Origin of the sequence: Lentzea miocenica, from assembly GCF_033949945.1 — a bacterium.
GTDB classification, from domain to species: Bacteria; Actinomycetota; Actinomycetes; order Mycobacteriales; family Pseudonocardiaceae; genus Lentzea; species Lentzea miocenica.
Genome location: NZ_JAXAVW010000019.1, coordinates 1 through 26972 on the forward strand (window position 1 = coordinate 1; position 26972 = coordinate 26972).

29 protein-coding genes are annotated in these 26972 nt (G+C 68.1%); 17 read left to right on the forward strand and 12 right to left on the reverse strand.

The genetic code is table 11. From position 1 onward, the window contains the following. Positions 1-10: 10 nt before the first annotated feature. The 3 genes from SK803_RS23110 to SK803_RS23120 all read right to left on the reverse strand — a co-directional run bounded on the left by SK803_RS23110 (position 11) and on the right by SK803_RS23120 (position 3471). The gene (locus SK803_RS23110) at positions 11-1036 is read right to left on the reverse strand and encodes a hemolysin family protein (RefSeq protein WP_319968148.1); all 1026 of its coding nucleotides are present in this window, start codon (positions 1034-1036) and stop codon (positions 11-13) included. Then, positions 1033-2340 carry a hemolysin family protein gene (locus SK803_RS23115; RefSeq protein ID WP_319968149.1) on the reverse strand — a complete coding sequence of 436 codons (1308 nt, stop codon included), beginning with the start codon at positions 2338-2340 and terminating at the stop codon, positions 1033-1035. Before SK803_RS23115 ends, SK803_RS23110 begins: the two co-directional genes overlap by 4 nt. 114 nt (positions 2341-2454) lie before the next feature. Next, complete coding sequence (locus SK803_RS23120; protein ID WP_319968150.1) at positions 2455-3471, reverse strand: LacI family DNA-binding transcriptional regulator; 1017 nt, start codon at positions 3469-3471, stop codon at positions 2455-2457. A gap of 122 nt (positions 3472-3593) precedes the next feature. Here SK803_RS23120 and SK803_RS23125 point away from each other — a divergent pair, with 122 nt between their 5' ends. From SK803_RS23125 to SK803_RS23135, 3 genes are read left to right on the forward strand one after another with little or no spacing between them, the layout of a single operon-like run. Then, positions 3594-4736, forward strand: a complete 1143-nt coding sequence (locus SK803_RS23125; RefSeq protein ID WP_319968151.1) for a Gfo/Idh/MocA family protein — start codon at positions 3594-3596, stop codon at positions 4734-4736. After that, positions 4729-5754, forward strand: a complete 1026-nt coding sequence (locus SK803_RS23130) for a dihydrodipicolinate synthase family protein (RefSeq protein ID WP_319968152.1) — start codon at positions 4729-4731, stop codon at positions 5752-5754. Before SK803_RS23125 ends, SK803_RS23130 begins: the two co-directional genes overlap by 8 nt. Continuing rightward, positions 5736-6542, forward strand: coding sequence for a sugar phosphate isomerase/epimerase family protein (locus SK803_RS23135; RefSeq protein ID WP_319968153.1), 807 nt, complete (start codon positions 5736-5738; stop codon positions 6540-6542). Before SK803_RS23130 ends, SK803_RS23135 begins: the two co-directional genes overlap by 19 nt. A 111-nt stretch (positions 6543-6653) precedes the next feature. On the opposite strand, the gene SK803_RS23140 is transcribed toward SK803_RS23135, so the two are convergent. Beyond that, positions 6654-7688 (reverse strand): serine hydrolase, encoded by a 1035-nt coding sequence (locus tag SK803_RS23140; RefSeq protein WP_319968154.1) that lies wholly within the window; start codon positions 7686-7688, stop codon positions 6654-6656. Positions 7689-7738: 50 nt separating this feature from the next. Between SK803_RS23140 and SK803_RS23145 the strand changes: the two genes are divergently transcribed. Next, complete coding sequence (locus SK803_RS23145) at positions 7739-8422, forward strand: SDR family oxidoreductase (RefSeq protein WP_319968311.1); 684 nt, start codon at positions 7739-7741, stop codon at positions 8420-8422. Positions 8423-8435: 13 nt separating this feature from the next. Beyond that, positions 8436-9050 carry an alpha/beta hydrolase family protein gene (locus SK803_RS23150; protein ID WP_319968155.1) on the forward strand — a complete coding sequence of 205 codons (615 nt, stop codon included), beginning with the start codon at positions 8436-8438 and terminating at the stop codon, positions 9048-9050. An 8-nt stretch (positions 9051-9058) separates the two neighbouring features. Here the strand turns inward: SK803_RS23150 and SK803_RS23155 are convergent, their stop codons facing one another. Beyond that, the gene (locus tag SK803_RS23155) at positions 9059-10438 is read right to left on the reverse strand and encodes an FAD-binding oxidoreductase (RefSeq protein ID WP_319968156.1); all 1380 of its coding nucleotides are present in this window, start codon (positions 10436-10438) and stop codon (positions 9059-9061) included. Between the two features lie 113 nt (positions 10439-10551). Then, the gene (locus tag SK803_RS23160) at positions 10552-10977 is read right to left on the reverse strand and encodes a MarR family winged helix-turn-helix transcriptional regulator (protein WP_319968157.1); all 426 of its coding nucleotides are present in this window, start codon (positions 10975-10977) and stop codon (positions 10552-10554) included. An 82-nt stretch (positions 10978-11059) separates the two neighbouring features. Between SK803_RS23160 and SK803_RS23165 the strand changes: the two genes are divergently transcribed. After that, positions 11060-11935: a hypothetical protein gene (locus SK803_RS23165; RefSeq protein WP_319968158.1), complete on the forward strand. Its 876-nt coding sequence runs from the start codon at positions 11060-11062 to the stop codon at positions 11933-11935. Here the strand turns inward: SK803_RS23165 and SK803_RS23170 are convergent. The 3 genes from SK803_RS23170 to SK803_RS23180 are packed head-to-tail and all read right to left on the reverse strand — an operon-like array spanning position 11919 to position 14661. Next, a complete protein-coding gene (locus tag SK803_RS23170) occupies positions 11919-12722 on the reverse strand; it encodes an alpha/beta fold hydrolase (protein WP_319968159.1) in 804 nt (267 codons plus the stop codon). The genes SK803_RS23165 and SK803_RS23170 overlap by 17 nt on opposite strands. An 11-nt stretch (positions 12723-12733) precedes the next feature. Beyond that, the gene (locus SK803_RS23175; RefSeq protein ID WP_319968160.1) at positions 12734-13180 is read right to left on the reverse strand and encodes a cupin domain-containing protein; all 447 of its coding nucleotides are present in this window, start codon (positions 13178-13180) and stop codon (positions 12734-12736) included. Continuing rightward, a complete protein-coding gene (locus SK803_RS23180; protein ID WP_319968161.1) occupies positions 13177-14661 on the reverse strand; it encodes a GGDEF domain-containing protein in 1485 nt (494 codons plus the stop codon). The genes SK803_RS23175 and SK803_RS23180 overlap by 4 nt, the downstream gene beginning before the upstream one ends. A 136-nt stretch (positions 14662-14797) precedes the next feature. Between SK803_RS23180 and ruvC the strand changes: the two genes are divergently transcribed. The 7 genes from ruvC (at position 14798) to SK803_RS23215 (ending at position 21052) form a co-directional block, all read left to right on the forward strand. Beyond that, on the forward strand, positions 14798-15364 hold the full coding sequence (gene ruvC, locus SK803_RS23185; RefSeq protein WP_319968162.1) for a crossover junction endodeoxyribonuclease RuvC: 567 nt from the start codon (positions 14798-14800) through the stop codon (positions 15362-15364). Between the two features lie 34 nt (positions 15365-15398). After that, a complete protein-coding gene (gene ruvA, locus SK803_RS23190; protein ID WP_319968163.1) occupies positions 15399-15980 on the forward strand; it encodes a Holliday junction branch migration protein RuvA in 582 nt (193 codons plus the stop codon). Continuing rightward, a complete protein-coding gene (ruvB, locus tag SK803_RS23195; RefSeq protein WP_319968164.1) occupies positions 15977-16990 on the forward strand; it encodes a Holliday junction branch migration DNA helicase RuvB in 1014 nt (337 codons plus the stop codon). The genes ruvA and ruvB overlap by 4 nt, the downstream gene beginning before the upstream one ends. Positions 16991-17083: 93 nt before the next feature. Next, positions 17084-17434, forward strand: coding sequence for a preprotein translocase subunit YajC (gene yajC / locus SK803_RS23200; protein WP_319968165.1), 351 nt, complete (start codon positions 17084-17086; stop codon positions 17432-17434). Positions 17435-17578: 144 nt separating this feature from the next. Further along, positions 17579-19375: a protein translocase subunit SecD gene (gene secD, locus SK803_RS23205; RefSeq protein ID WP_319968166.1), complete on the forward strand. Its 1797-nt coding sequence runs from the start codon at positions 17579-17581 to the stop codon at positions 19373-19375. Position 19376: 1 nt separating this feature from the next. Further along, entirely contained in the window at positions 19377-20537 is a 1161-nt protein-coding gene (gene secF, locus SK803_RS23210; protein WP_319968167.1) for a protein translocase subunit SecF, read from the forward strand. Between the two features lie 23 nt (positions 20538-20560). Further along, positions 20561-21052, forward strand: a complete 492-nt coding sequence (locus SK803_RS23215; protein WP_319968168.1) for an adenine phosphoribosyltransferase — start codon at positions 20561-20563, stop codon at positions 21050-21052. On the opposite strand, the gene SK803_RS23220 is transcribed toward SK803_RS23215, so the two are convergent. From SK803_RS23220 to SK803_RS23230, 3 genes are read right to left on the reverse strand one after another with little or no spacing between them, the layout of a single operon-like run. After that, on the reverse strand, positions 21049-21390 hold the full coding sequence (locus SK803_RS23220) for a hypothetical protein (protein WP_319968169.1): 342 nt from the start codon (positions 21388-21390) through the stop codon (positions 21049-21051). The two genes, SK803_RS23215 and SK803_RS23220, sit on opposite strands and share 4 nt — an antisense overlap. A 49-nt stretch (positions 21391-21439) precedes the next feature. Next, the gene (locus SK803_RS23225; RefSeq protein WP_319968170.1) at positions 21440-21727 is read right to left on the reverse strand and encodes a hypothetical protein; all 288 of its coding nucleotides are present in this window, start codon (positions 21725-21727) and stop codon (positions 21440-21442) included. Between the two features lie 14 nt (positions 21728-21741). After that, positions 21742-22014 carry a hypothetical protein gene (locus tag SK803_RS23230; RefSeq protein WP_319968171.1) on the reverse strand — a complete coding sequence of 91 codons (273 nt, stop codon included), beginning with the start codon at positions 22012-22014 and terminating at the stop codon, positions 21742-21744. A 211-nt stretch (positions 22015-22225) separates the two neighbouring features. Between SK803_RS23230 and SK803_RS23235 the strand changes: the two genes are divergently transcribed. The 4 genes from SK803_RS23235 to SK803_RS23250 all read left to right on the forward strand — a co-directional run bounded on the left by SK803_RS23235 (position 22226) and on the right by SK803_RS23250 (position 26957). Next, positions 22226-23446, forward strand: coding sequence for an HNH endonuclease signature motif containing protein (locus SK803_RS23235; protein ID WP_319968172.1), 1221 nt, complete (start codon positions 22226-22228; stop codon positions 23444-23446). A gap of 97 nt (positions 23447-23543) precedes the next feature. Then, complete coding sequence (locus tag SK803_RS23240) at positions 23544-24398, forward strand: helix-turn-helix domain-containing protein (protein WP_319968173.1); 855 nt, start codon at positions 23544-23546, stop codon at positions 24396-24398. After that, positions 24373-24549 carry a DUF397 domain-containing protein gene (locus tag SK803_RS23245; protein ID WP_319968174.1) on the forward strand — a complete coding sequence of 59 codons (177 nt, stop codon included), beginning with the start codon at positions 24373-24375 and terminating at the stop codon, positions 24547-24549. Before SK803_RS23240 ends, SK803_RS23245 begins: the two co-directional genes overlap by 26 nt. 122 nt (positions 24550-24671) lie before the next feature. Further along, positions 24672-26957 (forward strand): RelA/SpoT family protein, encoded by a 2286-nt coding sequence (locus SK803_RS23250; RefSeq protein WP_406601565.1) that lies wholly within the window; start codon positions 24672-24674, stop codon positions 26955-26957. The last annotated feature ends 15 nt before the right edge of the window (positions 26958-26972 follow it).

Genomic DNA, 26972 nt, shown 5'->3' on the forward strand with positions numbered 1-26972 from the left:
ACCCAGCGAACTAGACCCAGCGCACGTGGGTGCCGTCGCGCACGGTGCCCACGTACTCCTCCAACAGGTCTTCCAACGCCACGACACCCAGCACACCGCCGTCAGCCGACACCGCGCGAGCGAGGTGCGACTGCGCCCGGCGCAACGCGGCCAAGGCCTCGTCCAGACGGGCGTCGACGGGCACCTCAGGCAGCCCGCGCACCCGATCACGCGGGACCAGGGTCTCCGCGCCCTCCAGGTCCAGCACGTCCTTGACGTGCAGATACCCGATCAACCCGGCATCGGACAGCACCGGGAAGCGTGAGAACCCGGTCGCGGCGACCGCGGCCTCGATCTCACCCACGGTCGGCGAGGAGGAGACGGTCGTCAGCCGGTCCGACGGCACCAGCACGTCCGCCACCGTGCGCTCGGCCGACGACAACGTCTGCGCCAGCCGCCGGTGTTCGGAGTCCTCCAGCAGGCCTTCGGAACGGGACTGGCCGATCAGCAACGCCAGCTCGTCCGGCGTGTAGGCCGACTCGAGTTCCTCCACCTGCTCCACCCCGAAGCGGCGCAGCACCCACCGGCCAACGGCGGTGAACATCGCCAGCACCGGCGCGATCATCCGCGAGAACCCGTAGTGCACCGGCACCAGCCACACGGCGGCCCGTTCGGGGCCCGCGATGGCGAGGTTCTTCGGCACCATCTCGCCGAGGATCGTGTGCAGCGCCACCACGATGACCAACGCCACCGCGAACGCCACACCGTGCACCACGGCCAGAGGCAAGCCAACGGCGCTGAGGGGGCCCTCCAAAACCGAAGCCAAAGCAGGTTCGGCGATCGCACCCAGACCCAGCGAGCACAAAGTGATGCCCAGCTGCGCGCCCGCGATCAGCAACGGCAGCTGCTGCGACGCCTTGATCGCCGTGCGGGCCCGAGAGGAACCCTTGTCGGCCAACGCTTCCAGGCGGTCACGCCGCGCGGTGATCACCGCGAACTCGGCACCGACGAAGAAGGCGTTGCCCGCCAGCAACAAGACCACAATGAGGAAATTCACGACGACACCACCCGCAGCTCGGCCACGCGGTGCTTGTCCATCCGCATGACGGTCACCCGCCAGCTGTCGACGCGGATCTCGTCCCCGACGTCGGGGATGCGGCCGAGCCGGGCCAGCACCAGGCCCGCCAACGTCTCGTAGTCACCGTCGGGCATCCGGAAACCGGTCGCCTCGGCCACCTCGTCGTCACGCAGCAGGCCCGACACGAGCCAGCTGTCCTTGCCCAGCGACCGCACCGGCGGCGCCTCGCCCCGGTCGTGCTCGTCGCGTACATCACCGACGATCTCCTCGACGACGTCCTCCAGCGTCACCAGACCCGCGGTGCCGCCGTACTCGTCGACGACCAGCGAGGCCTGCAGACCGGAAGCCCGCAGCCGGTCCAGCAGCGCGTCGCCCTCCAGCGTCTCCGGCACGGAGTACACCGGCCGCGTCAACGCGGACAGAGGAGTCGTCCCGCGCAGAGCAGCCGGCACGGCGAACGCCTGCTTCACGTGCACCATCCCGCGCACGTCGTCCAACGACCCGTCGTGCACCGGAAAGCGGGAGAACCCGGTCTGCCGTGCCTTCATGACGAGGTCCGCGACCGTCGCGTCGGCACGCAGCGCCTCGACCTGCACGCGCGGCGTCATCAGCTCACCGGCGGTCCGGTCGCCGAACCGCAGCGAGCGGTCCAGCAGCACCGCGGTGCCCCGGTCCAGCGTGCCGTGCTCGGCGGAGGTCCTGACCAGCGCGCCGAGCTCCTCCGGCGACCGCGCGGACGCCAGCTCCTCGACCGGCTCGACGCCGAAACGGCGGACCAGCCAGTTCGCGGAGTTGTTCATCGCGGTGATCAGCCAGCGGAACACGCTGGAGAACGCCGCCTGGATGCCGACCACGAGGCGCGCGGTCTCCAGCGGTCTCGCGATCGCGAGGTTCTTGGGCACGAGCTCGCCGAACACCATCGACAACGCCGTGGCGATCGCCAGCGCCAGCGCCAGCGACAACCCGCCGGCCACCGACAACGGCACACCCAGCGACGTCAGGCCGGGTTCGATCAACGAGGCGATCGCGGGTTCCGCGATGTAACCGGTGATCAGCGTGGTCAGCGTGATGGCGAGCTGTGCGCCGGACAGCTGGAACGACAACGTCCGGTGCGCACGGTCGATGGTGCGCGCCTTCGCATCGCCCACCTCGGCGACGTGACGTTCGACGGTGCTTCGTTCCAGCGCGGTCAGCGAGAACTCCGCCGCCACTGCGATGAAGGTGCCCGCGGTCAGCGCCACGACGGCGACCAGACCGAGCACGCTCAACAGGATTCCGGTCACCTACGCGCTCCTGAACAGCAGGAACAAGGGACCGGGCAAATATGCCAGCCAGGGCCAGACCCCATGGGGACGGCTCAACTCCTCATGACTAAGTACGTGAACAGCCAGACGAGTCTAATTGTGAGCAGTCGACGCCCTGAGCACCACCTCGCCCGCCACGCGGACGGTGCGGGCCTCGTCACCCCCGCCGTCCAGCACGAGACCTGCGGCGATCTCGCCCATCTCCTCGAGCGGCAGCCGCACGGTCGACAGCGCCGGAACCGTGTCGCGCAGCGTCGGGATGTCGTCGAACCCGGCGATCGACATGTCCTCCGGCACCCGCACACCCCGTTCGCGCAGCGCGGCCATCGCACCCATCGCCATCACGTCCGTCACGGCGAACACGCAGGTAGCACGTGATTTCGAGGCCAGCAGCTCCATCGCGGCCGCGTACCCGCCGTCCCGCGTGAAGGCGCCGTTGAACACCACGGGCGGTGTGACGCCGGCGTCCGCGAGACCCGCCTTGAACCCCGCGAGCCGGTCGCGCGCCACCACGAGTTCGGAAGGTCCACCCAATACGGCGAACTTCTTGTGCCCGAGCTCGGTCAGCGCGCGGGCGAGAGCACGCCCGCCCGCGCGGTTGCCCGGGACGACCGTGTCGGTGCCGAGCTTCGCCTGCGACACGCACGCGACACGCCCGCCCTGCTCGGTGAACGCGTCGATCTCCGCGGCCAGCCGGGATTGCGACGCGCGGTCAGTCGTCCGCGAACCGGCCAGAACGACCGCACGCGCCCGATGCGCACGCAGGGTGGAAAGCAGCTCCACCTCGCGTTCCGGACGGCGGCCGGTCGTACCGAGAACGACGACGAGCCCCGCTTCCTCGGCCACCCGTGTCACGCCCGCGGCGATGCACGAGAAGTACGGGTCCGTGATGTCGTGGACCACCAGCCCCACGAGAGAGCTCGAGTTGCGGGCCAGCGCCTGCGCGGAGGCGTTCGGCACGTAGCCGAGCTGCTCCGCGGTGTGCAGGACGCGGTCGCTCAGCTCCCCGCTCACCTGGCGCGTGCTGCCGTTGAGCACGCGAGAAGCGGTCGCCAGCGACACACCCGCCTGCTTCGCCACCTCGGCGAGCGTCACCTGTCGGGCGGACACGACCACCTCCGTCAACGTGCATGTGAGCGCTGAGACTAACTCGCGCGGAGGTTGACGGCCGTCAAGTGCCGCGATTAGCGTGGCGGGAAAGCGCTTTCCAGCGCTGCTACCAGGGAGGTGCGATGGCGGTTCGGACCATCGGAGTGGCGGTCAACGGCGTCACCGGGCGGATGGGATATCGCCAGCACCTGGTCCGGTCGCTGCTCCCGTTGCGCGACGAGGGAGTGCGGCTGCAGGACGGGACCGTGCTGAAGGTGGAACCGGTGCTCGTGGGCCGCAACGCCGACAAGCTCAAGGAGATCGCGGAACGGCACGACCTCGCGCACTGGACGACGGACCTCGACGCGGCGCTCGCGGACCCGTCGGTGGAGATCTACTTCGACTCGCAGGTGACGTCGAAACACGTCGAATCGATCACCAAGGCGATCGACGCCGGCAAGCACATCTACACCGAGAAGCCGGTCAGCGAGACGGTCGAGGAAGCGCTCCAGCTCGCGCGCCTGGCCGACGCCAAGGGCGTGAAGCACGGTGTGGTGGCGGACAAGCTGTACCTGCCGGGCATCCGCAAGCTGAAGCGGCTGATCGACGGCGGCTTCTTCGGCCGGATCCTCAGCGTGCGCGGCGAGTTCGGCTACTGGGTCTTCGAGGGCGACTGGCAGCCCGCGCAGCGCCCCAGCTGGAACTACCGCACCGAGGACGGCGGCGGAATCGTCTCGGACATGTTCTGCCACTGGAGCTACCTGCTGCACGACCTGTTCGGCCGGGTCGAGGCGGTCACGGCGAAAGCCGTCACGCACGTCCCGAAGCGCTGGGACGAGCAGGGCGTGGAGTACGCCGCCACCGCCGACGACGCCGCGTACGGAATTTTCGAAATCGAGAACGGCGTCATCGCCCAGATCAACTCGTCCTGGTGCGTGCGGGTGCGCCGCGACGAGCTCGTGGAGTTCCAAGTGGACGGCACCGAGGGGAGTGCGGTCGCGGGGCTGCGCGAATGCTTCGTGCAGCCCCGCGCCGTCACGCCGAAGCCGGTCTGGAACCCGGATCTGCCGGTCACGCACCCGTTCCGCGACCAGTGGCAGCAGGTGCCGGACAACGAGGACTTCGACAACGGCTTCAAGGTGCAGTGGGCCGAGTTCCTGCGGCACGTCTACCAGGGCACGCCGTTCCCGCACGACTTCCGCGCCGGCGCACGGGGTGTCGCGCTGGCCGCGGCCGGGCTCCAGTCCTCTTCGGAGGGTCGCCGGGTGGAGATCGCGGATGTCTGACCAAGAACGGATCGTGTTCGCCGCGGCACACGTTGTCGCCAAAGATGAACGCACGGTGGACTGGGACGCGACTTTGGCGTTCCGGCACCACCTCTGGTCGCACGGACTGGGCGTCGCGGAGGCGATGGACACCGCGCAGCGCGGCATGGGCCTGGACTGGCCGACCGCCGCCGAGCTGATCCGCCGCAGCGCCGCAGAGAAGTCCGGACGGATCTGCGCGGGCGTCGCGACCGATCACCTCACGGGCGAGGCCGGCCTGGACGACGTGCTCAAGGCGTACCTGGAGCAGCTCGACATCGTGCAGGAGGCGGGCGCACAGCCGGTGCTGATGTGTTCACGCCAGCTCGCGGCGTGCGCGCGCGGACCCGAGGACTACGAAAAGGTCTACGGGACTCTGCTCGACCGCGTCAGCGAACCGGTGATCCTGCACTGGCTCGGCACGGCGTTCGACCCGGCGCTGGCGGGGTACTGGGGCTCGGCCGAGGTCGGTCAGGCCACCGACAACTTCCTCGCGATCATCGCCGCACGTCCGGACAAGGTCGACGGCGTGAAGGTCTCGCTGCTCGACGCCGACCACGAGATCGGGCTGCGGCGCAGGCTTCCGGCCGGCGTGCGCTGCTACACCGGCGACGACTTCAACTATCCGGACCTGATCGCGGGCGATTCGCAGGGATACAGCCACGCGTTGCTCGGCATTTTCGATCCGATCGCGCCGGTGGCTGCTAAGGCTTTGCTGAAGCTCGCACTAGGTGACGCCGACGAGTTCCACCGGATCATGGCGCCCACGGTTCCGTTGTCACGCCACCTGTTCAGCGCGCCGACCTACTACTACAAGACCGGTGTGGTGTTCCTGGCGTGGCTGGCCGGGCATCAGGAACAGTTCCTGCTGCTCGACGGCCTGGAATCCGCCCGCAGCGTCGAACATCTGGCCGAGGCGAAACGGCTGGCGGAGATCGCCGGCGTGATCGACCCGGACTTCGCGGAACGGCGGTGGCGGCAATGGCTCGCCTCTCGCTGAACCAGGCCACGATCAAGCGCGCGACCGTCGTCGAGGCCGTCGAAGGCTGTGCCCGGCACGGCATCGAGTCGATCGGCCTGTGGCGCGAACCGGTCGCCGACCACGGGCTGGAGCGCACCGCGAAACTCGTCGCGGACGCGGGACTGCGTGTGTCGTCGCTGTGCCGCGGCGGGTTCCTCACGGCCGTGGACAACCGCGCTGCGTTGGACGACAACCGCCGTGCGATCGAAGAAGCCGCGGCGTTGCGCACGGATACGTTGGTCATGGTCGTCGGCGGCGTCGCGGGCGACAAGGACCTGATCGGCGCACGTCAGCGCGTCGCGGACGCCATCGCGGAACTGTCGGTGTTCGCGGCGGAAGCAGGCGTGACACTGGCTCTCGAACCCATGCACCCGGTGTTCTGCGCGGACCGCGGCGTGCTGTCGACGTTGGCGCAGGCGCTGGACATCGCGGAGAAGCACGAGTCCGTCGGTGTCGTCGTCGACGCGCTGCACGTCTGGTGGGACCCCGACCTCGACGCGCAGATCGTGCGCGCGGGGGAGCGCATCGCGTCGTACCAGGTGTGCGACTGGCTCACGCCGGTACCCGCGGACGTGCTGCTGGGCCGCGGATATCCGGGCGACGGAAACATCGATCTCGACCGGTTGACCAGGCACGTCGCCGCGACCGGATATTCGAGGGACGTCGAAGTGGAGATCTTCAACGCCGACATCTGGGCGGCGGACTTCGACGAGGTGATCGAGGAGGTCTCGCGCAGGTACCACTCCATTGTGGAACCGGCGCTCTAGGCAACGCGGGGAAGCCGGTCGTCGACGGCGGCGACGACCGACCCCGGCGTTGGTATGTATATATCCGAAAACGAGTGCTCTTTGGTCCAGTTTTCAGATAAATCTCAGGAATCAGCCGCCGTTGAAGAACCTGTAAACCTTTGCACGATGTTTCGGCTTCGTGGTCGTGATCTTGATGACCGCGTCGAACATGGACCGGCCGAGCTCGGCGCGAGCCGCGACCGCCGGGTGCGTGGCGCTGAAGTTGACGTCGTTCGCGGCCTTGTCGCCGTCGAACTGGCCCGACGCGAACATCGAGTAGATCAGGATCGCGCGGTTGTCCTCGCTGAACATGATCCCGGCCTCGTTGCGGCCGTCCTCGAACCAGCCTGCCTTCGTGGCGACCCGCAGCCGTTCGTTGGTCGACAGGTTGAGCCGCACGCCATCGGTGAAGCTCGCGGTCGCACGCAGGATGTTCAGCAGGTACGCGGTGGAGGCCGGCGACAGCAACTGGCCGTCGACCAGCTTCTGCAGCAGCGTGTGCGTCTCACGCGCCGTCGTGGTGCCGAGGAAGAACCGGTTCGGGTTCGCGACCGGGACGACCTGCGTGTGCACGAAGCCCTTGTCCCGGAGGATCTGGTTGAGCTCCAGCGCCGGCACGACCAGGCCGCACAGGCGGACCGCGGTGTTGTCCGAGACGGTGAGCAGGTTCGCCAGCGCGTGTCCGACCGTGATCTCGCTCGGGTACGCGCCGTCGAGCGCGAAGATGCCGTCGGTGTCCTGGATGACGATGGCGGCGGACACCGTGACCGTCTGGTCGAGCTTGATCAGCCCGCGGTCCACCTTGTCCAGCACGGCGACCGCCACGGCCACCTTGTTGACGCTGTAGGCCTCGACCACCTTGTCGGCGTTCTCGTCGACGGCGGACTTCGTCGTGCCGTCGAGGTCGGCGACCGTGATCAGCGACGACCAGCTGCCGCGCGCCTTCCTGGCCTGCCTGCGGTACACCTGCGCCACGCGCTTGCGCGACCTCTCGGCGGTGGCCGGGTAGCGTTCGATTTCGGCCTCCGCGTCTTCTTGTGCCTGCGCTGCACCGTTGGAGCCGAGCACGGCCGTCGCGGCCGCGACGGTACCCAGCCCGAACACGGACCTGCGGTTCAAAGTCATGCCGGACATCAAAACAGGCGGCCCTGACACTTCACTGACTAGGGTTCCGGATCATGGAAAACGTCTTCGTGGTGACCGGCGCCTCCCGCGGAATCGGGGCGGCGACCGCAGCTTTGGCCGCCGACGCGGGGTATCGCGTGGTGAGGGCCTCGCGCTCGGCAGAAGAATCTGTCGGTGACCGCGGGTGGGACGCGAAATGTGACGTTTCTTCTTGGGACTCCGTGCAGGACCTCATGTCGCGGGTGGAATCGAGGTGGGGCCGAATCGACGTGGTCTTCGCGAACGCGGGCGTTTCGGTCGACACGTCGTTCGTTTCCGACGCCGGCGCGAAGCCTGTCGAGTGGACCGACATGGTGGTCACGAACGTCTGCGGCCCGGCTTTCACGGCTCGTGCCGCCATGCCCGCGCTGATGCGGTCCGGCGGGCATCTGGTGCTGACCGGGTCCGCGGCGGGGCGCGGCGTGCGGCCTGGCAACCTGTACTCGGCCACCAAGTGGGCCGTCACCGGGCTGGCGCAGGCGATCCGGGCGGAGGCAGTGGAGACCGGCGTCAGGGTGACGGTGATCCAACCGGGACTCGTCGACACCGACGCGATTCCGCCGTCGCGTGTGGATGATCCGAAGCTGGCACCGGAAGATGTTGGCAGGGCGGTGCTTTACGCCGTCTCACAGCCGTCCACTGTGGATGTGAACGAGATCTTGCTGCGGCCGACCGGACAGGCCGCGCATCGCTGAGGGGGACTTTGCCGTGGAACGTGTCGTGCTCTTCGCGGTCGGCGGAGGCGGTGATCCCGTGCGCCACCAGCCGTTGCTGGACGCGTTCGAGGCCCGCGGCTGCCGGGTGATCGCGCCCGCCTTCGAACGCCTGCACCCGCGGCAGGCGACCTGGGACGACTACCTCGCCCGGCCGCTCGGCCTGGTCGAGGCGCTGCGGGACGTCGATCCCGGCGCCGAGGTGGCGGTGATCGGCCATTCGATCGGCGCCTGGGCGGCCCTGTGTCTCGCGGGCGCGACGCCGTGGAGCGAGGAACGCCGGCCGCTCGACGTGCCGCGCGATCCCCGCGTCAGCCGCCTCGTGCTGTACACGCCGCCCGCCGGCTGGTTCGCGGCTCCCGGCGCGCTGGACGCGGTGAAGACGCCGATGCTCGTCTACGTCGGCGAGCTCGACACCTTCGTGCCGGCCTCGGAGGTCGAGGTCCTGAAGGCCGCACCGGCCGAGCTCGATCTGCGAATCGTGCCGCGGGCGGGGCACTTCAGCTTCGTGCACGTGCCGCCGCCCGGCATGGACGAGGATCCGGCGTTCGACCGCGACCGGTTCCTGGATCGGATGGTCGACGACACCGTGGAGTTCAGCCTCCGCTGAGCGCCGCGTCAGGTGCTGACCGCGGGCTTCGCGGGCACGATGTTGTGCCAGAGGTTGAACGCGTTGCCGGGGTCGAATTCGGCCTTGATCGCGGCGAGCCGGTCGTAGTTCTCTCGGCCGTAGCCGGCGACGACGCGGTCCGCGCCCTCGTCGCCGATGAAGTTGAGGTAGACCGCGCCCGTGGTCCACGGTGCGAGCACGTCACGCAGGTGGTGCGCCCAGTCGCGCGCCCGCTGGTCGTCCGCGGGGTTCTCCCACAGTCCCAGCGGATGCGCGATCCAGGGCGTGTCCCGGTTGGCCATCGGCCAGTCGTCCGCGTTGCGGGCGACCGCGCCGCCCCACGGGATCATGGCGTGCTGAGAGGGCGACGGGATGATCATCTTCTCGGCGGCGGCGCAGAACGCGTGCACCGCGTCGTCGGGCAACGACCGCAGGTACTCGGCGGACCAGTAGTTCCGGAAGCCGGGCGGATCGTCCAACATGGACTGGAGATCGGCGTAAGGCATGTCGGTCAGCACCAGTGCGCGCGGCTCCAGCGCCGTGAGCGGGGCGACGAGGCTTCCCAGTTCCTCGGCGTTGCCCATGTAGGTGACGAGAATCCCGCAGCAGAGCTCGCCGACGAGCTCAGCCGGCACGAAGTCCTCCGGCGGCCCGGTCATGTACAGCGCGCCGCCGCCGGCCTCGTCCGGCGAGGTCTCCATGAAGTCGCGGAAAGCGCGGGTCGCGGCTTCGCCTTCCTCAGCGGGCCACAGCATGAGCGCGAAGGAGAACTCCGGCAGCGGGTGCAGCCGGAACGTGAACGACGTGGCCACCCCGAAGTTGCCGCCACCGCCGTGCAACGCCCAGAACAGATCGGGGTTCTCGGTCTCGCTCGCGGTCACCGTCCTGCCGTCGGCGAGCACCAGGTCGACGGCGAGCAGGTTGTCGCACGCCAGCCCGCACTTGCGCTCGATCCAGCCTGACCCGCCGCCCAGCGTCAGCCCGGCGACGCCCGTGGTGGAGACCCTGCCTCCGGTCGTGGCGGCCCCGAAGGGTTCCGCGGCCCGGTCGAACGCACCCCACGTGGCTCCGCCTCCCACCACCGCGCTGCGCCCGTCCGGCGCGATCGAGGCGGCGTTCATCCGGCGCATGTCCAGCACCAGCCCGTCCTGCACGAGGCTCGCGCCCGCCACGCTGTGGCCGCCGCTGCGCACCGCCACCGGCATCCCGGCACGCTGGGCGAAAGCGAGTGCTTCTCGCACGTCGGCTGTGTTGTCGCATTGGGCGATCACCGCCGGTCTCGTCTCGATGGCGCTGTTGAACAAGGCTCGCGCGTCCTCGTACGCCTGGTCGTGCGCGGTGAGCAGGGTTCCGGAGAAGACGGCGCGCAGGCTCCCTAGGTCTGTCATGGCTGAACCTCCTGAGTGGTGGGTTCACTCAGGTTCCGCCACCTGCGGCATTACCGCGCGCCCAGTAAGAGTCCCCTAAGAAGTGGGCACCCTGCGTTTCCCGATGACTCCGTTCAGCCTTCGCTGAGCACCGCTGAACACCGCTGCAGGAGCGCGCGCAGCTGTGCGCGCTCCTCTGGCGTGAACGCGTCCGCCAGCTTCTGCTCCACCGCGACCGCGCCCTTGTCGGCCTTCCGGAACGTCGCGTAGCCCGCCTCGGTCAGCCGGTTCTCCAGGACGTTGCGCTGCCACTGGTGCGGTGTGCGCTCGACGAGCTCCATGGCGACCAGGTTCTGCAGGATCGTGGTCATCGTCTGCGGCGTCACCAGGCACAACCGGGCGAGCTCCGCCGCCGGTGCGCCGGGGTGGTCGCTGAGCGCCAGCAGCGCCGAGTACTGCGGCACCGTCAGACCGGCCGGTCGCACCGCCGCCGCTTTCGCGGTCATCAGTTCGAGCTCGGCGCGCTTGATGTCTCCGCCGATCCGCTCACTGCTCCGCATCCAACCATCGTATGAGTGTGGTAAGAGTATTGATAGTTATCAGAACTCTGATAGCTGTCAGGGCTCTTACTGGAGGGAAGCAATGCGCATCGCGCTTGCCGTCTTGGCGGCGTTGTTGCTGGTCACGGGCACGGCCTCGGCGGCGCCACGCTCGGTGGTGGCGTCATCGCCGTCGCTGCACCCCGAGGGCGTGCAGTGGGATCCGTCGCGTGGCCAGTTCCTGGTCAGCTCGCTGCGCCACGGCACGGTGTCGCTGGTCAGCACGACCGGCAGGGTCCGGCCGCTGGTCAGCGGGACCCGGATGGTGTCGACGTTCGGTGTCCAGGTGGACCGCGGCCGGCTGCTGGTCGCCTACGGGGACATCGGCCTGGGCGAGCGGTCGTCGCCGGGGCAGTCGGGGCTGGGGATCTTCGACCTGCGCACCGGACGGGCGGTGAAGTTCGTCCACATCCCCAACGGCGCCAACGACGTGGCGGTCGACCCGTTCGGCAACGCCTACGTCACCGGGACTCTCGGCGACACGATCTGGAAGGTCGACCGCGCGGGCACCGTCACGGCGTTCGCCCAGGATTCACGGCTGGGTGGAGCGGCGTTCGGCAACAACGGAATCGTGTGGGACCCCAGGGGATTCCTCGTCACCGGCCACTACACGAACGGCACGTTGTTCAAGATCACGCGTGGACAGGTCGAGGAGCTGCCCGCACCCAAGCTGCCGGGCGCGGACGGGCTCACGCTGACGCCGCACGGGCTGGTGGTCGTCACCAACAGCCTCAGCGCGCCTGGGAAGAACGCCGTGACCGTGCTGGACACGCGTACTTGGCAGGTGAAGTCGCAACGTGACTGGGGGACCGCACCTACTACGGCGGCACGCACGCCGTACGGGACGTATGTGTTGAGCGGCCGCGTCGACGTGCTGGTGAAGGGGGAGACGACGGACGAGTTCAGCCTCGACCGATGAACTCGACGAGCAGCCGGTTGACCTCGTCCGGCCGCTCCAGGTACCCGACGTGCCCGCAGTCGGCGACCTCGACGTAGCGGGCCGACGGGATCGCGTCCGCCACCTCGCGTGACAGGCGGGGTGGCAGGACGAGGTCGTCCGCGAAACCGATCACCAGCGAGCGCGTGCTGATGGCGCGGTAGGCGTCCAGGCGGTGTTCGTAGTCGCTCAGGGCGAGCTGGGCGCGTTCGCCGGGGCTGAGAGCGGAGCCGGCGAACTCGTACATCTGCAACCAGTCGCGGGCGACCATCGGGTCCGCGAGGGTCGCCTGCGAGACGTTGCGGGTCAACGAGGCCACGGCGTAGAACGACGCCGGCACTTCGACGCCCTTGTCGTGCAGGTCGCAGAGCGCGCGCGACCAGGCTTGCTGCGCCGGGTCGGCGCGGCCGGCGGTCGCCATCATCACCGCGGACCGGACCAGCGCCGGGTGCTTCAGCGCCAGTTCCTGGGTGATGCGGGCGCCCAGGGACGTGCCGATCACGTGGGCCGGGGCGCCGAGGTGCTCGATCAGCGCCGCGGTGTCGGCGACCATGTCGTCGATGGTGAAGCCGGTCGCGCACTCGGACGACGGCTTGATCCCGCGGTTGTCGAAGTAGGCGACCCGGCAACCGGCCTTGACCAGCGCGGGCACCTGGTAGCTGCGCCACACGCGGCCTGGGCTGCCGGTGCCCATGACCAGCACGACGAGATCGCCGGAGCCCTCGGTCTGGACGTTGAGCTCGATGCCGTTGAGCGGGACGATCGCCATGTCTGGTGATCCTAGAAGCGGCACAAGGGCCTGATCGCGTCGGCGTGGGTGGGATAACGCGCGCACAGGTCGTCCGCGTGACCGAACGACACGATGTCGTCGGTGTACGGCGGCACCACCACCGTGCCGACCAACGACCAGTCACCGTCCGGCGCGCTGCCCTGCCACACGCCCGCAGGGACGACGACCTGCGGGTTGGACGCGCTCAGGAGAGGTTGCTGCACAGTGCCGTCCGGGAAGAGCAACAGCATCCGCAACGGCGAACCGGCGTGGAAGTGGTAGATCTCCAGGTGCTTCAGCACGTGCATGCCCGAGTAGTCGGGCTTGCGCAGCAGGTACGCGATCGAGGACACCTCGTCGGACCGGTGGGTCTGCACGAAGTAGCCGCCCTCGACGGGAAGCTCCTGCATGTTCAACGACGAAATCAACTGCGCGGGGTCCAGTTGTTCTGGGGTCACGTCATCTCCGGGAGCGGGGAACCGTGCACGACGACCATGCCCTTGCCGAGGCGCTTCGCCGTGTACATCGCGGCATCGGCGGCACCGAGCACGTCGTCGGCCGTCACTGAAGGGTCGTACGAAAACCGTTGTGCCACACCGATGCTGGCGTGCACACGATGAACACGGCCGTGCACCTCGTGCGGGTGTGCGAGAGAGGCCAACAACCGCGCGCCGATCTCGTCGGCGTCCCCGCCGTCGATCAGCACACCGAACTCGTCACCGCCCAACCGCGCGACGGTGTCCTCTGCCCGAACGCTGTTCTCCAGCCGTGCGGCGACATTGCGCAGAACGACGTCGCCCTCGGCATGCCCGTGGTTGTCGTTCACGGCCTTGAAACCGTCCACGTCGATGAACAACAGGATCAACGGCTGTGTGCGATCTCGGTCCGCCAGCGCGCGCTCCAGCCGTTCGCGGAACAACGAGCGGTTCGCGACGCTGGTCAACGGGTCGTGCGTCGCCTCGTGCCGTAGCTGTTCGCGAGAGACACGGAGTTGGTCCATCAACCTGACGTTGTCCATCATCGTGAGGAGCTGACGGACGATCACGAGACACACGACGGCGAGACCGACGTAGATCTCGATCGGGTTGAGGCGGCCACCGGTCGCGGTGTTCCACATGATGAACAGGCCGGTGATCGCGAGCGGCAGGTACGGCACGGACAGGTGCAGCAGGTCCGCCATGCGCATGCGGCCGGACGTCGGTTCGAGGTTGCGCGTCGGGGCCAGCGCGCCGAGGAAGAACAGCGCCGGGCACAGCATGAAGCCGATGTCCGCGGTCGCCGGGATCGCCGTGACGCCCTTCGAGATGTAGAACGCGAACACCCAGCCCGACGACGACTGCGCGATACCGGCCAGTGCGACGAACAACATCGGCCACTGACGCACGGAATGATGCGTCCACGACAGCACGACGATCGCCACGAGCAACACGAGATACGCGGCGGGATGCGCGACAACCGTGGCGAAACCGGGTCCTTCAGTTGCCCACGCGCGTGTGAGCGATTCCAGCGTCGACACCCACGTCAGCACGAACAGCGACCCGATGACGATCAGTCCGTCGAGCACCACGACCGTGCGGCTGCGGTAGTTCGGCAACAGGTCGTCGGCGCGCCGTTGTTGTGCCTTCACGATCACCGCGGCCAGGCACAGCACCGGGGTGAGCGTGAACCCGAGCGGCGCGATCGTGGACGACGGCAGTTGCACACCCAGGATCTGCTGTCCCCAGATCCACGCCGACAGCCCGATGCTCAGGCTCGTCAAAGCAGCGGTCATCCAACGGTCGCCCCGACGCGCGTACGCGACAAGTGCAGCTACGGCAAAGAGAAGCTGCACGACCTTGTCGATCGCGAGGCCGATCTCCCGCGGCGCGGCGAGGGCAGTGAGGATGGTGACCGCCATGACGGTGCCGACGCACCCCACAACGAGCCAGAACCTCTTCACCGCATCTCCCGTGATCGAAACCCGATCACCGTAGTGAGGCAGGCCTGGACTTGTCGAACCGTGTCGGTGCGAGTCCCCTTCAGGTGCACCGGATATGGTTCGAACTGTTGTTCGTTCAGCGATCCGGGGAGCTGTTGTGCGGGTGTTCGGGGTCGACCCCGGTCTGACCAGGTGCGGCTTCGGCGTGGTCGACGGCGGACCCGGTCGGGTCGTGCGCGCGGTCGCCGTCGATGTCCTGCGCACGTCCGTTGACGCTCCGCTGTCCGTGCGGTTGCACGAGCTGTACATCGGCGTCTGCGAGTGGCTGGACAAGTACGAGCCCCAGGTCGTGGCCATCGAACGGGTCTTCGCGCAGCACAACGTCCGCACCGCGATGGGAGTCGCGCAGGCTTCCGGGGTGGTGGCCCTGGCCGCCGCGCAACGGAACCTGCCGGTCGAGTTCCACACGCCGTCCGAGGTCAAGGCCGCCGTCACGGGGTCGGGCCGCGCGGACAAGGCGCAGGTGACGGCGATGGTGACGAAGCTGCTCGGCCTGAAGGTGGCGCCGAAACCGGCGGACGCGGCCGACGCGCTGGCCATCGCGATCTGTCACCAGTGGCGCGCGCCGATGCGGTCGCGGCTGGAGGAGGCGCAGGCACGGGCGGCTGAGCTGGCCCGCGTGCACAAGGCCAAGCTGGCCGAAGCCGCCAAGCGAGCGAACTGACCAAGGTCCAGCAAGTGGAGTCCGGAGGAACCAGGTGATCTCGTCACTGCGCGGACAGGTGCAGCACGTCGGCCTCGACCACGCCGTCGTCGAGGTGGGCGGCGTCGGGTTCGCCGTGCAGATGACCCCGACCACGCTCGCCACCCTGCGCCGCGGCGAGGAGGCCAGCCTCGCCACCACCCTCATCGTCCGCGAGGACAGCCTCACACTGTTCGGGTTCGCCGACGCCGAGGCCCGTGAGCTGTTCTCACTCCTTCAGACGGTCAGCGGTATCGGTCCGCGCATCGCCCTGGCGACGCTGGCCGTGCTGGAACCGGACAAGCTCCGGCACGCGCTCGCCGAAGGCAACATCACCGTGCTGACGCAGGTGCCGGGCATCGGCAAGAAGGGCGCGGAACGCCTCATCATCGAGCTCCGCGACAAGGTCGGCGCTCTCCCCGCGCCCACCACGCCCGCGCACAGCCAGACGCGCGACCACGTCGTCGAAGCGCTGCTCGGCCTCGGCTTCCCGGCCAAAGCGGCGGAGAGCACCGTCGACAGCGTGCTCGCCGACAACCCCGACCAGTCCACGCCCGCCGTCCTGCGCAGGGCGCTCGCGACCCTGGGGCGCAAGTGACCGAGGACGAGCTCAGCCCGTACGAGGCGCCGGCCGAGCGGGACGTCGAGACCACGCTCAGGCCCCGTGACCTGCACGAGTTCGTTGGTCAGCAGCGCGTGCGCGAACAGCTCGAACTCGTGCTGCACGGCGCCATGCGACGGGGCACCGCACCGGACCACGTCCTGCTCAGCGGCCCTCCCGGCCTGGGCAAGACGTCGCTCGCCATGATCATCGCCAAGGAGCTGAACAGCGCCATCCGCATCACCAGCGGTCCCGCGCTCGAACGCGCAGGCGACCTCGCGGCCATGCTGTCCAACCTGGTCGAAGGCGATGTCCTGTTCATCGACGAGATCCACCGGATGGCCCGCCCAGCCGAGGAGATGCTGTACCTCGCGATGGAGGACTTCCGCGTCGACGTCGTGGTCGGCAAGGGCCCCGGCGCGACCAGCATCCCGCTCGACATCGCGCCGTTCACGCTGGTAGGAGCCACGACGAGGTCCGGAGCGCTGACCGGGCCGCTGCGCGACCGGTTCGGCTTCACCGGCCACATGGAGTTCTACAGCGCCGACGAGCTCGATCTGATCGTGAAGCGCAGTGCCAAGATCCTCGGCGTCGACGTCGACGTGGACGCCGCCGTCGAGATCGCCGGCCGCTCCAGGGGCACCCCCCGGATCGCGAACCGGCTGCTGCGCCGCGTGCGGGACTTCGCGGAGGTCAGGGCCGACGGCAGGGTGACGGAGGACATCGCGAAGCAGGCCCTCGAGGTCTACGACGTCGACCAGCTCGGCCTCGACCGGCTCGACCGCGCGGTGCTGAGTGCGCTGGTCAAGAGCTTCAACGGGGGACCGGTCGGGGTGTCGACGCTGGCCGTCGCGGTCGGTGAGGAGTCGACCACGGTGGAAGAGGTGTGCGAACCGTATTTGGTGCGGGCTGGCATGCTGGCCCGGACACCGCGCGGCCGAGTGGCGACGCCGGCCGCGTGGTACCACCTGGGGCTGGAGCCGCCCGCCGGTGATCAACTGTGGTGACCTGGCACAATCGGTGAAAGCACCTGGACATATCGGACGTGCGTCGAGGCATGTCCACTTGATCGGAGAATGATGGGCAACCTTTCGTCTTTGATGTTCCCGTTGCTTTTGGTTCTGCTGGCGGTGCCGCTGTTCCTCAGCGCGCGCAAGCAGAAGCGGGCGATGGCCGAGCAGAAGAACCTGCAGGACTCGCTCGCCCCCGGCGACAAGGTGATGACCACGTCGGGCCTGTACGGCACCGTTGCCGACGCGAGCCACGACACCACCATCGACATCGAGATCTCCGAGGGTGTCGTCACGCGCTGGCTGCGTGCGGCCATCCGCGAGAAGGTCGCCGAGACCGACGAGGCCGTGGTCGAGAAGACCGACGACGACGTTGAGGAAGAGGTGCCCGCGACCACCGCACAGGTCGCCGAGCCCCTCGACCACAGCGCCAAGAAGTAACTACCAAAAAATCGGACACTGTGGCTCGCACTCCTGGAGTTGGCAACGGTCAAGACCGCCAACTCCAGGTAGTGACGCGCAGCTCACGCGGCGCGCGTTACGCTGCGCGCTCGGAAACCATAGCTACTAGGAGACGGACGGATCGTGGCACCTCCGGCCGGGCAAATTCGCCCTGCGAAGTATTTGGCGAGTTTTGTCCTCATCGTGGTCGCGCTCTACGCCCTGGTGTTCCTCACCGGGAACGGTTCGGCCAAACCCAAGCTCGGAATCGACCTCCAGGGCGGCACGCTCGTCACTCTGACCGCGCGTCAGGAAGACGGTGCCCAACCGAGCGAGGAGGCGCTGAACCGCGCACGTGACCTCATCGAGGTGCGCGTCAACGGTCTCGGCGTCTCCGGTGCCGAGGTCGTGCGAGACGGCAACAACCTGGTGATCACCGTGCCGGGCGCGGACAGCGAAGGCGCGAAGGGCCTCGGCCAGACCGCCCGCCTCGCGTTCCGCAAGGTCATCGGTCAGCCGGTCCCGGCAGGCGCCGCGCCGAACCCGACGCAGCCGTCGTCGAGCACGGCACCGTCGTCCGGTGCGAGCACGCCGCCGTCGACGCCGCCGAGCCAGAGCGCGGGCACCCCCTCGTCGAGCAACGCTCCGCAGGGCCGCCCCGCGCCGAACCTCGCCGCGCAGCCGTCCAGCACGCCGCCGAGCAGCACCGCTCCGTCGAGCAACGCGAGCACGCCGCCGAGCACCCCGTCGGTCCCCTCCAACGTCGACCCGAAGGTCGCGAAGGAGATCCAGGAGGCCAAGGCGCTCCGGCAGGCCACGGACCCGCAGATCCTGCAGCAGGCCGCGCTCATGCTCGACTGCACGCAGCCCGACCCGCTGCGCGGCAACGACGACCTCGACAAGCCGCTCGTCACCTGTGACGAGAAGGGCGAGTTCAAGTACACCCTGGCTCCGGTCAACCCTCCCAAGGAGGACACCCAGACCAAGCCGGACGACTACACGAACTACACCCGCCTCACCGGTGAGGACATCAACAACGCCGCGGCCAACAACAACCCGAACGGCACCGGCTACGTCGTCAACCTCGACTTCAAGTCCGACGGTGGCTCCAAGTGGGCCAAGTTCACCTCGGCCAACGTCCAGCAGGCCGTCGCGGTCGTGCTCGACGGCGAGGTCATGTCCGCGCCGAACATCCAGTCGGCGATCGAGGGCGGCTCGACCGAGATCAGCGGCAAGTTCACGCTGAAGGAAGCCCAGAACCTCGCGAACACGCTGAAGTACGGCGCGCTGCCGCTGTCCTTCGACTCGTCCGAGGCGCAGACGATCTCCCCGACGCTCGGCCTGCAGTCGCTCAAGGCGGGCCTGATCGCCGGCGGCATCGGCCTCGCGCTGGTGTTCGTCTACTGCATGTTCTACTACCGCCTGCTCGGCATCCTGACGATCCTGTCGCTGGGCCTGTCCGGCGTGATCATCTACGCCGTGCTGGTCCTGCTGGGCCGCTGGATCGGGTTCACCCTCGACCTCGCCGGCATCGCGGGATTCATCGTCGCCATCGGTATCACCGCCGACTCGTTCATCGTCTTCTTCGAACGACTGAAGGACGAAGTGCGTGAAGGCCGCACGTTCCGCTCGGCCGTGCCGCGCGCGTGGGTTCGCTCCCGCCGCACGATCCTGAGCGCCGACGCGGTCAGCTTCATCGCCGCCGCCGTGCTGTACATCATCGCGGTCGGCCAGGTGAAGGGCTTCGCGTTCACCCTGGGCATGTCGACGGTCCTCGACCTCGTGGTCGTGTTCCTCGTGACGCACCCGCTGGTCTCGATGGCGTCGAAGTCCAAGTTCCTGTCCAACCCGAAACTGTCCGGACTGGGCGGCGCCCTGCGCGAGGGTGCGTCTCACCGCGCGGGCACGTCCGGCAAGACCGCTGCCGTGAAGGAGGCCTGACATGAGCAACGTGTTCACGCGCCTCTACGTCGGCAACGGCGCTTTCGACATCGTCGGCAAGCGCATCCGCTGGTACATCACCTCGAGCATCATCCTGCTGGTCTGCATCGGCTCGATGGTGTTCAACGGCTTCAACCTGGGCATCGACTTCAAGGGCGGCACGAAGATCTCGATGCCGTCGGTGTCGGAGTCGAGCCAGACGATCTCGACGAACGCCGTCGAGGACGCGTACTCGAAGGCCCTGCCCGGCAAGAAGCCGAACGCCGTGCAGGCCGTCGGTTCCGGTGCCAGCGCGACGATCCAGATCAAGTCGCCCGCGCTGAACATCGGTGAGGTCGCCGCCCTCAAGACGGCCCTCGCGCAGGACACCAAGCCGCGGGGTGGTCAGGGAGCGATCTCCGACAGCGCCGTGTCCGCGTCCTGGGGCGGTGAGATCAGCGGCAAGGCCCTGTGGGCCCTGTTCTGGTTCTTCGTCGCGGTGACCGCGTTCCTGGCGTTCTACTTCGAGTGGCGGATGGCCGTCGGCGCGCTCGTCGCCGTGTTCCACGACGTCATCATCACCGCGGGCGTGTACTCGCTCATCGGGTTCGAGGTGACGCCGGCGACGGTGGTCGGTCTGCTCACCATCCTCGGTTTCTCCCTGTACGACACGGTCGTCGTGTTCGACAAGGTCAAGGAGAACACCCGAGGCCTGCTGGGCCTGACCCGCCGCACCTACGGCGAGGCCGCCAACCTGGCGCTGAACCAGACCCTGATGCGCTCGATCAACACCTCGCTGATCGCGCTGCTGCCGGTCATCGGCCTGCTGGTCGTCGGCGTCGGCATCCTGGGCGTCGGCACGCTCCAGGACCTGGCGCTCGTGCAGCTCGTCGGTATGTTCATCGGCGCCCTGTCGTCGATCTTCATCGCGACGCCGGTGCTGGTCGACCTCAAGATGCGCGACCCGAAGTACATCGCGCAGGCCAAGCGCGTGGCCGCCCGCCGCGCCAAGGCCGGCGCCGCGACCGCCCAGGTCGCCGAGGGCATCGAGTCGGTGGACGACGAAGCGCTGTCCTCCGACCTGCGCAAGGAAGAGGCGATGGCCGCCGCCGCGTCGGTGCCTCACCGCACCGCCAAGGCAGCGGACTCGCGCCGCCGCCCGACCGGGAAGCGTCAGCGTTGAAGTTGGACCGTGCTCTGGGACTGATGCGTGAGGTCCCCGACTTCCCCAAGCCCGGGGTCGTCTTCAGGGACCTCACGCCCGTCCTCGCCGACCCGGACGCCTTGCGCGCCATGGTCGACGCACTTCAGGACAAGATCGACGACAGCACCCAGGTGATCGCCGCCATCGAGTCGCGCGGCTTCCTCCTGGGTGCTGCCCTGGGTTACGGCTGGCGCTACGGCGTCGTGCCGCTGCGCAAACCGGGCAAGCTGCCGGTGGTCGCCGACTCCGAGTCCTACGACCTGGAGTACGGCAAGGCCTCGCTGGAACTGCCCGCGGACGCGATCCATCCGGGACAGCGCGTCGTCGTGGTCGACGACGTGCTGGCCACCGGTGGCACCGCCGAGGCCGCCTGCAAGCTCGTGGAGCGGGCGGGCGGCATCGTGACGGGTGTGTCGGTGGTGCTGGAGATCGCGGCCTTGGGCGGACGCACACGGCTCGCGGGCCGCGAGGTCAGCGCGCTGCTCGCCGTCTAGCCCGGCGACGTGATCAAGCCGATCACGATCGCCACCGCGATGTAGATCGGCACCGTGAACGGGATCAGCGTCCACGCCTTGAGGCGCCTCCTCAGCAGGATCAGCCAGGTCACGGTCGTGGTCACCACGAACAGGATCCCGCCGTCGACCAGTGCGGGCACCACGTCGTCCCAGCCGGTCCGCTTGTTCAGCGCGCGGGCGACGGGCGAGGCGATGATCACGAGGTACCAGATCCCGGCGCCCGCTGCGACGTGCAGGAATGGCGTGCCTTCTCGAACGGGTCGCGTCGTCGAAGGCGGAGACGGTGGTGGTGGCGGTGCGATCGGATCTGGCTGCATTTGGTCCCCCCAGACCTTGTCGTCGACTCACGACGAGTGACCAAGCATGTCAGAGGGGTGGCGCCGCCGTCACGAACCTGGACGCGACGACGACCGTCAGCGCCCACAGGAAGTAGAAGATCGGCAGGCCCAGCAGGATCAGCCGCCACGCCTTCATGCCGCCGTGCGCGACCCGCAACAGCGCGACCGAGGTGCCCAGCCACGGCACGACGCCGAGCAGAAGGGTGTTGAGCACGTTGTCGCCCCACACGTTGACCAGGACGATCGCGGCGTACCAGATGCTCGCGAACGCCAGACATTGCCAGTACGGCCGGTGAACGTGCGTGTGCTGCTCCATCGCTGCCGATTCTCTCAGGTGGCCGGCGGTGCCACGATGCCGGCGCCGATGCTGATGAACACCAGCGTCACCAACGACGCGGGCGCGGTCACCACGGCGAACTCCCACAGACGCGGCGCCTTGGCCCGGCGCAGCACCATCCAGCTCAGCGTCGTCGCGACCACCCAGCCCACCGCTGAGCCGATGATCGACCTCGGATCGATGTAGTCCGGGTCGTCGAGGGCCAAGTACGCCATCGTGCCGAGCCACACGAACGTCATCGCGGCGCACCAGAGCAGTGTCCTCATGGTCGTGATTCTCTCAAGCGGATTCAATGGCGGTTTCGCCGCCCCGGTTTTGTGCGTGTGTGCATTTTTGCCGTGTAGGTGGTTGTGCGCGTTGTGCACGTCTAGAGAGGTGTGCGATAACGCATCACACGGGGCTTGATCAAGTCGATTCACCCGAACGTGGCACCGCTGACGTGCGTTTACACCATGATCCTGCGGTACTGTCGAACGCATGAGCGAACCGGACTTCCGCCTCCTGTCTACCGACGAACTGCTGAGCGCAGTCGTCGGAGACGTGGTGGAAATTCGCGTTCTCGAGCACGCGATGATGCAGAAGATCGCCGAACTGGAAAGGCGTGGTGCGGCTGCGGATTTGGGATACAAGAATGTGTCTCAGATTTTGCGGCACGCCGTGCGGTGGGACCTGAAGACCGCGCGGCAGTGGGTCGCGCGGGCCGAGGTGCTCGCTCGGGCGATCACGCCGACCGGGTCGGTGCTGGAGCCGGAGTTGCCCGTCACCGCCGGAGCGGTGGCGGAGGGCGCGTTGTCGGGGGAGCACATCTCGGCGGTCGCCGAGGTGATGAAGGACCTGCCGCCCGAGGCGGAACAGCCCGTGGTCGAGTTCGCGCGGGAGCACGAGCCCAGCGCGGTGCGCTCGTTCGGCAAGGAGCTGGCGTACCGGCTCCACCAGCAGGACCCGGAGCCGCACGAGACCGAGCAGGAACCGCCGGTCAACCGCCTGCGGATGCAGTGGAAGGGCGACCAGCTGGAGATCTGGGCCAAGCTGGACAAGGTCACGGGTGCCAAGTTCGAGGCGATGATCGACCCGCTGGCCAAGCCCCGCCCGGCCACGCCGGAGGAAGGCCCGGATCCGCGTTCGCGGGCCGAGCGCGAGGGCGACGCTTTCGCCGACCTCGTCGACCTGATGCTGCGCGCCGACCGGCTGCCGGAGCACGGCGGCGAGCCGGTCACCCTGACCCTCACGATGGCCTACCAGGACCTGGTGCGGCAGATCGGGTTCGCGACCCTGGACAACCGCGACCGCATCCCAGCCGCCCTGGTGCGCCGCCTCGCCTGCAACGCCGGAGTGATCCCGGTGGTCCTGGGCGGCCGGTCCGAGCAGACGGACATCGGCCGCAAAGCCCGCACCTTCACCGCCGCGATCCGCCGCCTGCTCGTGGCCAGAGATCAGGGCTGCGCCTTCCCAGGCTGCGACCGCCCGCCCAAACACTGCGACGCCCACCACATCAGATTCTGGTCCCAGGGCGGCGAGACCTCGGTCGACAACGCGGTGCTGCTGTGCCGCCACCACCACACCTTGATCCACCAAAGCGATTGGGAGGTGAAGTTGCTCCATGGGATACCCGCCTTCATCCCACCCTCATGGCTCGACCCCGCCCGCACCCCCAGAACCAACACCGCCCACCGCGACAGCTGGCACCTCGCCGGCTAGCGCCCCCACGACCAGCCCTGCGGCAGATGCTGCCACCAGCCGTTTTCACCCAAAGGAGAGAGTTCGTGGAGCAGGGCCAATCCCTACGGTCGTCCGCATGACTGCGATCACCTCCACCGCCTACAGCCGCGACCTGGGCGACGAACTGCGCCGCCTGCGTGAGAAGTTCACGACGTTGACCGGCGCCGCCTTCGCCGAGGAACTCGGCTGGGACCCGAGCAAGGTGTCGAACATCGAGAAGGGCAAGGCGCGCGCGAGCGAGATCGACCTCGTGCAGTACCTGATGACGTGCGGCCGCGACAGCAACTACTTCGAGGCGTTCCGCGACCGCTACCGCTACGCCTTCGACCCGTACGTGCTCCTCGTTCCGGACAACATCCGCACGCTGGCCATGGCGGAGGCGAAGGCCACGAAGATCACGACCTACGACGCTCACACCGTCCCTGGTCTCATCCAGACTCCGCAGTACGCGCGAGCGCTGTTCATCGATGGCGGCCGGGTGGCTCCAGCAGACATCGACAAGGGTGTTCAGTTGCGCATGGAGCGACAAGCGGTCCTGCGGCGCCACAACCGTCCGGAATGCCTCTTCTACGTGCATGAACTCGCGTTGCAGCTGAAGGTCGGCGACGATCAGCTCATGGAGGAGCAGTACCTGCGCATGCTCTTCCACACGCACATCCTGCGGATCGTGCCGATGTCGGCGGGTTCCGCTCCGCTGAGGCAGTCGTCCCGCATGCTTTTCAGCTTTGAGAAGCACACGCCAGTCGCGTACAGCGAGAACGGACTCGGCCAGGTGTTCGCACACGACGGCGGTGCCATCAGGGACAGCCGTGAGTTCTTCACGTGGTTGGAAACGCAAGCTTTGGATGAGGGACAATCGCGGAGCCTGCTGGCGAGCTACGTCAGTGGCCTGCGAAAGGACCTCGATGAGCCACGACCGGAGCTGGCGTAAGAGCTCCTACAGCAATGACACGATCGAGAGCGCCTGTGTCGAGGTATCCCTCGCGCGCGACGCGCTTGTGCGTGACTCGAAGGCCACTCGGGGTGACGTGCTGGCCTTCTCGATTCAGGCCTGGCAGGCGTTCGTGGTGAGCGTCGCCTGATCGGCCCAGCAAAAGTTTGGTCGGCGTTCACCGTGTGAGCTGTGCCGCTCAGCGCGCCATCGGAAGTTTCGTCAGCGTAAACGCGTTATCCTCGGTACTCGCGAGACCCGAGGAGCGTGGGGTTGAGTCAAGACACCGAACCCGCTGCGACGGTTGTTCAACCGTCGGCGACCCGGCGTGTGCGCGCCCGCCTTGCGCGGCGCATCACCGCCCAACGTGCGGCCCCGGTGAAGCAGGTCCTCGAACCTCTCGCCGCCGCGCACTACGACCTCCATCCCAAGGCCGATCTGGCGCTTCTGCAGCACGCATATGACGTTGCCGAGGAGAAGCACCGCCCGCAGCGCCGCAAGTCCGGCGACCCGTACATCACCCACCCGCTCGCCGTGGCGACGATCCTCGCCGAGCTGGGCATGGACACCACGACGCTGGTGGCAGCGCTGCTGCACGACACCGTTGAAGACACCGATTACTCACTGGGGCAGCTGAAGGACGACTTCGGCGAGGAAGTCGCTCGTCTCGTCGACGGCGTCACGAAGCTCGACAAGGTCAAGCTGGGGGCAGCGGCCGAGGCCGAGACCATCCGCAAGATGGTCATCGCGATGGCGAAGGACCCGCGGGTCCTGGTCATCAAGCTCGCCGACCGGCTGCACAACATGCGCACCATGCGGTTCCTGCCGCCCGAGAAGCAGGCCCGCAAGGCGCGCGAGACGCTCGAAGTGCTCGCGCCGCTGGCCCACCGCCTGGGCATGGCGACCGTGAAGTGGGAGCTGGAGGACCTCGCGTTCGCGATCCTGCAGCCGAAGAAGTACGACGAGATCGTCCGCCTGGTCGCGAAGCGCGCGCCGAGTCGCGACACGTACCTGCGGACCGTCGTCGACGAGTTGAACGGTCAGCTGGAGGCCGCGCGGATCGTCGCGAAGGTCGAAGGGCGGCCGAAGCACTACTACTCGATCAACCAGAAGATGATCGTCCGCGGCCGCGACTTCGACGACATCCACGACCTCGTGGGTGTGCGGATCCTGGTCGACGAGGTGCGCGACTGCTACGCCGCGATGGGCGTCGTCCACGCCGCGTGGCAGCCGATGCCAGGGCGGTTCAAGGACTACATCGCGCAGCCGCGGTTCGGCGTGTACCAGTCGCTGCACACGACCGTGATCGGTCCCGACGGCAAGCCTCTCGAGGTGCAGATCCGCACCTCGGAGATGCACCAGCGGGCCGAGTACGGCATCGCGGCGCACTGGCGCTACAAGGAGACCAAGGGCACGCACAACGGCAAGTCCGTCGAGATCGACGAGATGGCGTGGATGCGTCAGCTCCTCGACTGGCAGCGGGAAGCCGCGGACCCCGGTGAGTTCCTGGAGGGCCTGCGCTGGGACCTCGCCGCGCGCGAGATCTTCGTGTTCACGCCCAAGGGTGACGTCGAGACGTTGCCGACCGGCTCCACGCCGGTCGACTTCGCCTATTCCGTCCACACCGAGGTCGGTCACCGGTGCATCGGTGCCCGCGTGAACGGTCGTCTGGTCGCTCTCGAACGCAAGCTCGAGAACGGCGAGGTCGTCGAGATCTTCACCTCCAAGGCGGAGGGTGCTGGTCCGTCCCGCGACTGGCTGTCGTTCGTCGCTTCCCCGCGCGCCAAGGCGAAGATCAAGCAGTGGTTCGCCAAGGAGCGCAAGGAAGAGGCGATCGAGCAGGGCAAGGACGCGATCACCAAGGAGGTCCGCAGGGTCGGTCTGCCGATCCAGCGCCTCGTGTCGGTCGACTCCATGCAGGCCCTCGCGAAGGAACTGCACTACCCGGACATGAGCGCGCTGTACGCGGCGGTCGGCGAGGGTCACACCTCGGCCCGCCACGTCGTGCAACGTCTCGTGGCCCAGCTCGGCGGAGTGGATCACGCCGAGGAGGAGCTGGCCGACCGCGCCACCCCGTCCACGGTCACCCGGCGCCGCCCCACCGGCGACGCGGGCGTGATCGTCAAGGACGCGGGCGACGTGTGGGTGAAGCTCGCCCGTTGCTGCACCCCGGTGCCGGGCGACGACATCCTCGGCTTCGTGACGCGTGGTGGCGGTGTCTCCGTGCACCGAACCGACTGCACGAACGCGGACGAGCTGCTGAAGTCGCCGGAGCGGTTGCTGGACGTCGAGTGGGCCCCGTCGGCCTCCTCGGTGTTCCTGGTGGCCATCCAGGTGGAGGCGCTCGACCGGCACCGGCTGCTCTCGGACGTCACGAAGGTGCTGGCCGACGAGCGGGTGAACATCCTGTCGGCGTCGGTGACGACGTCGAGGGACCGTGTGGCCGTCTCGCGCTTCTCGTTCGAGATGGGTGATCCGAAGCACCTGGGGCACGTTCTGAAGGCTGTGCGGAGCGTTGAGGGCGTCTACGACGTCTACCGCGTGACGTCAGCCTCGTAACCGGCACACGAAAAG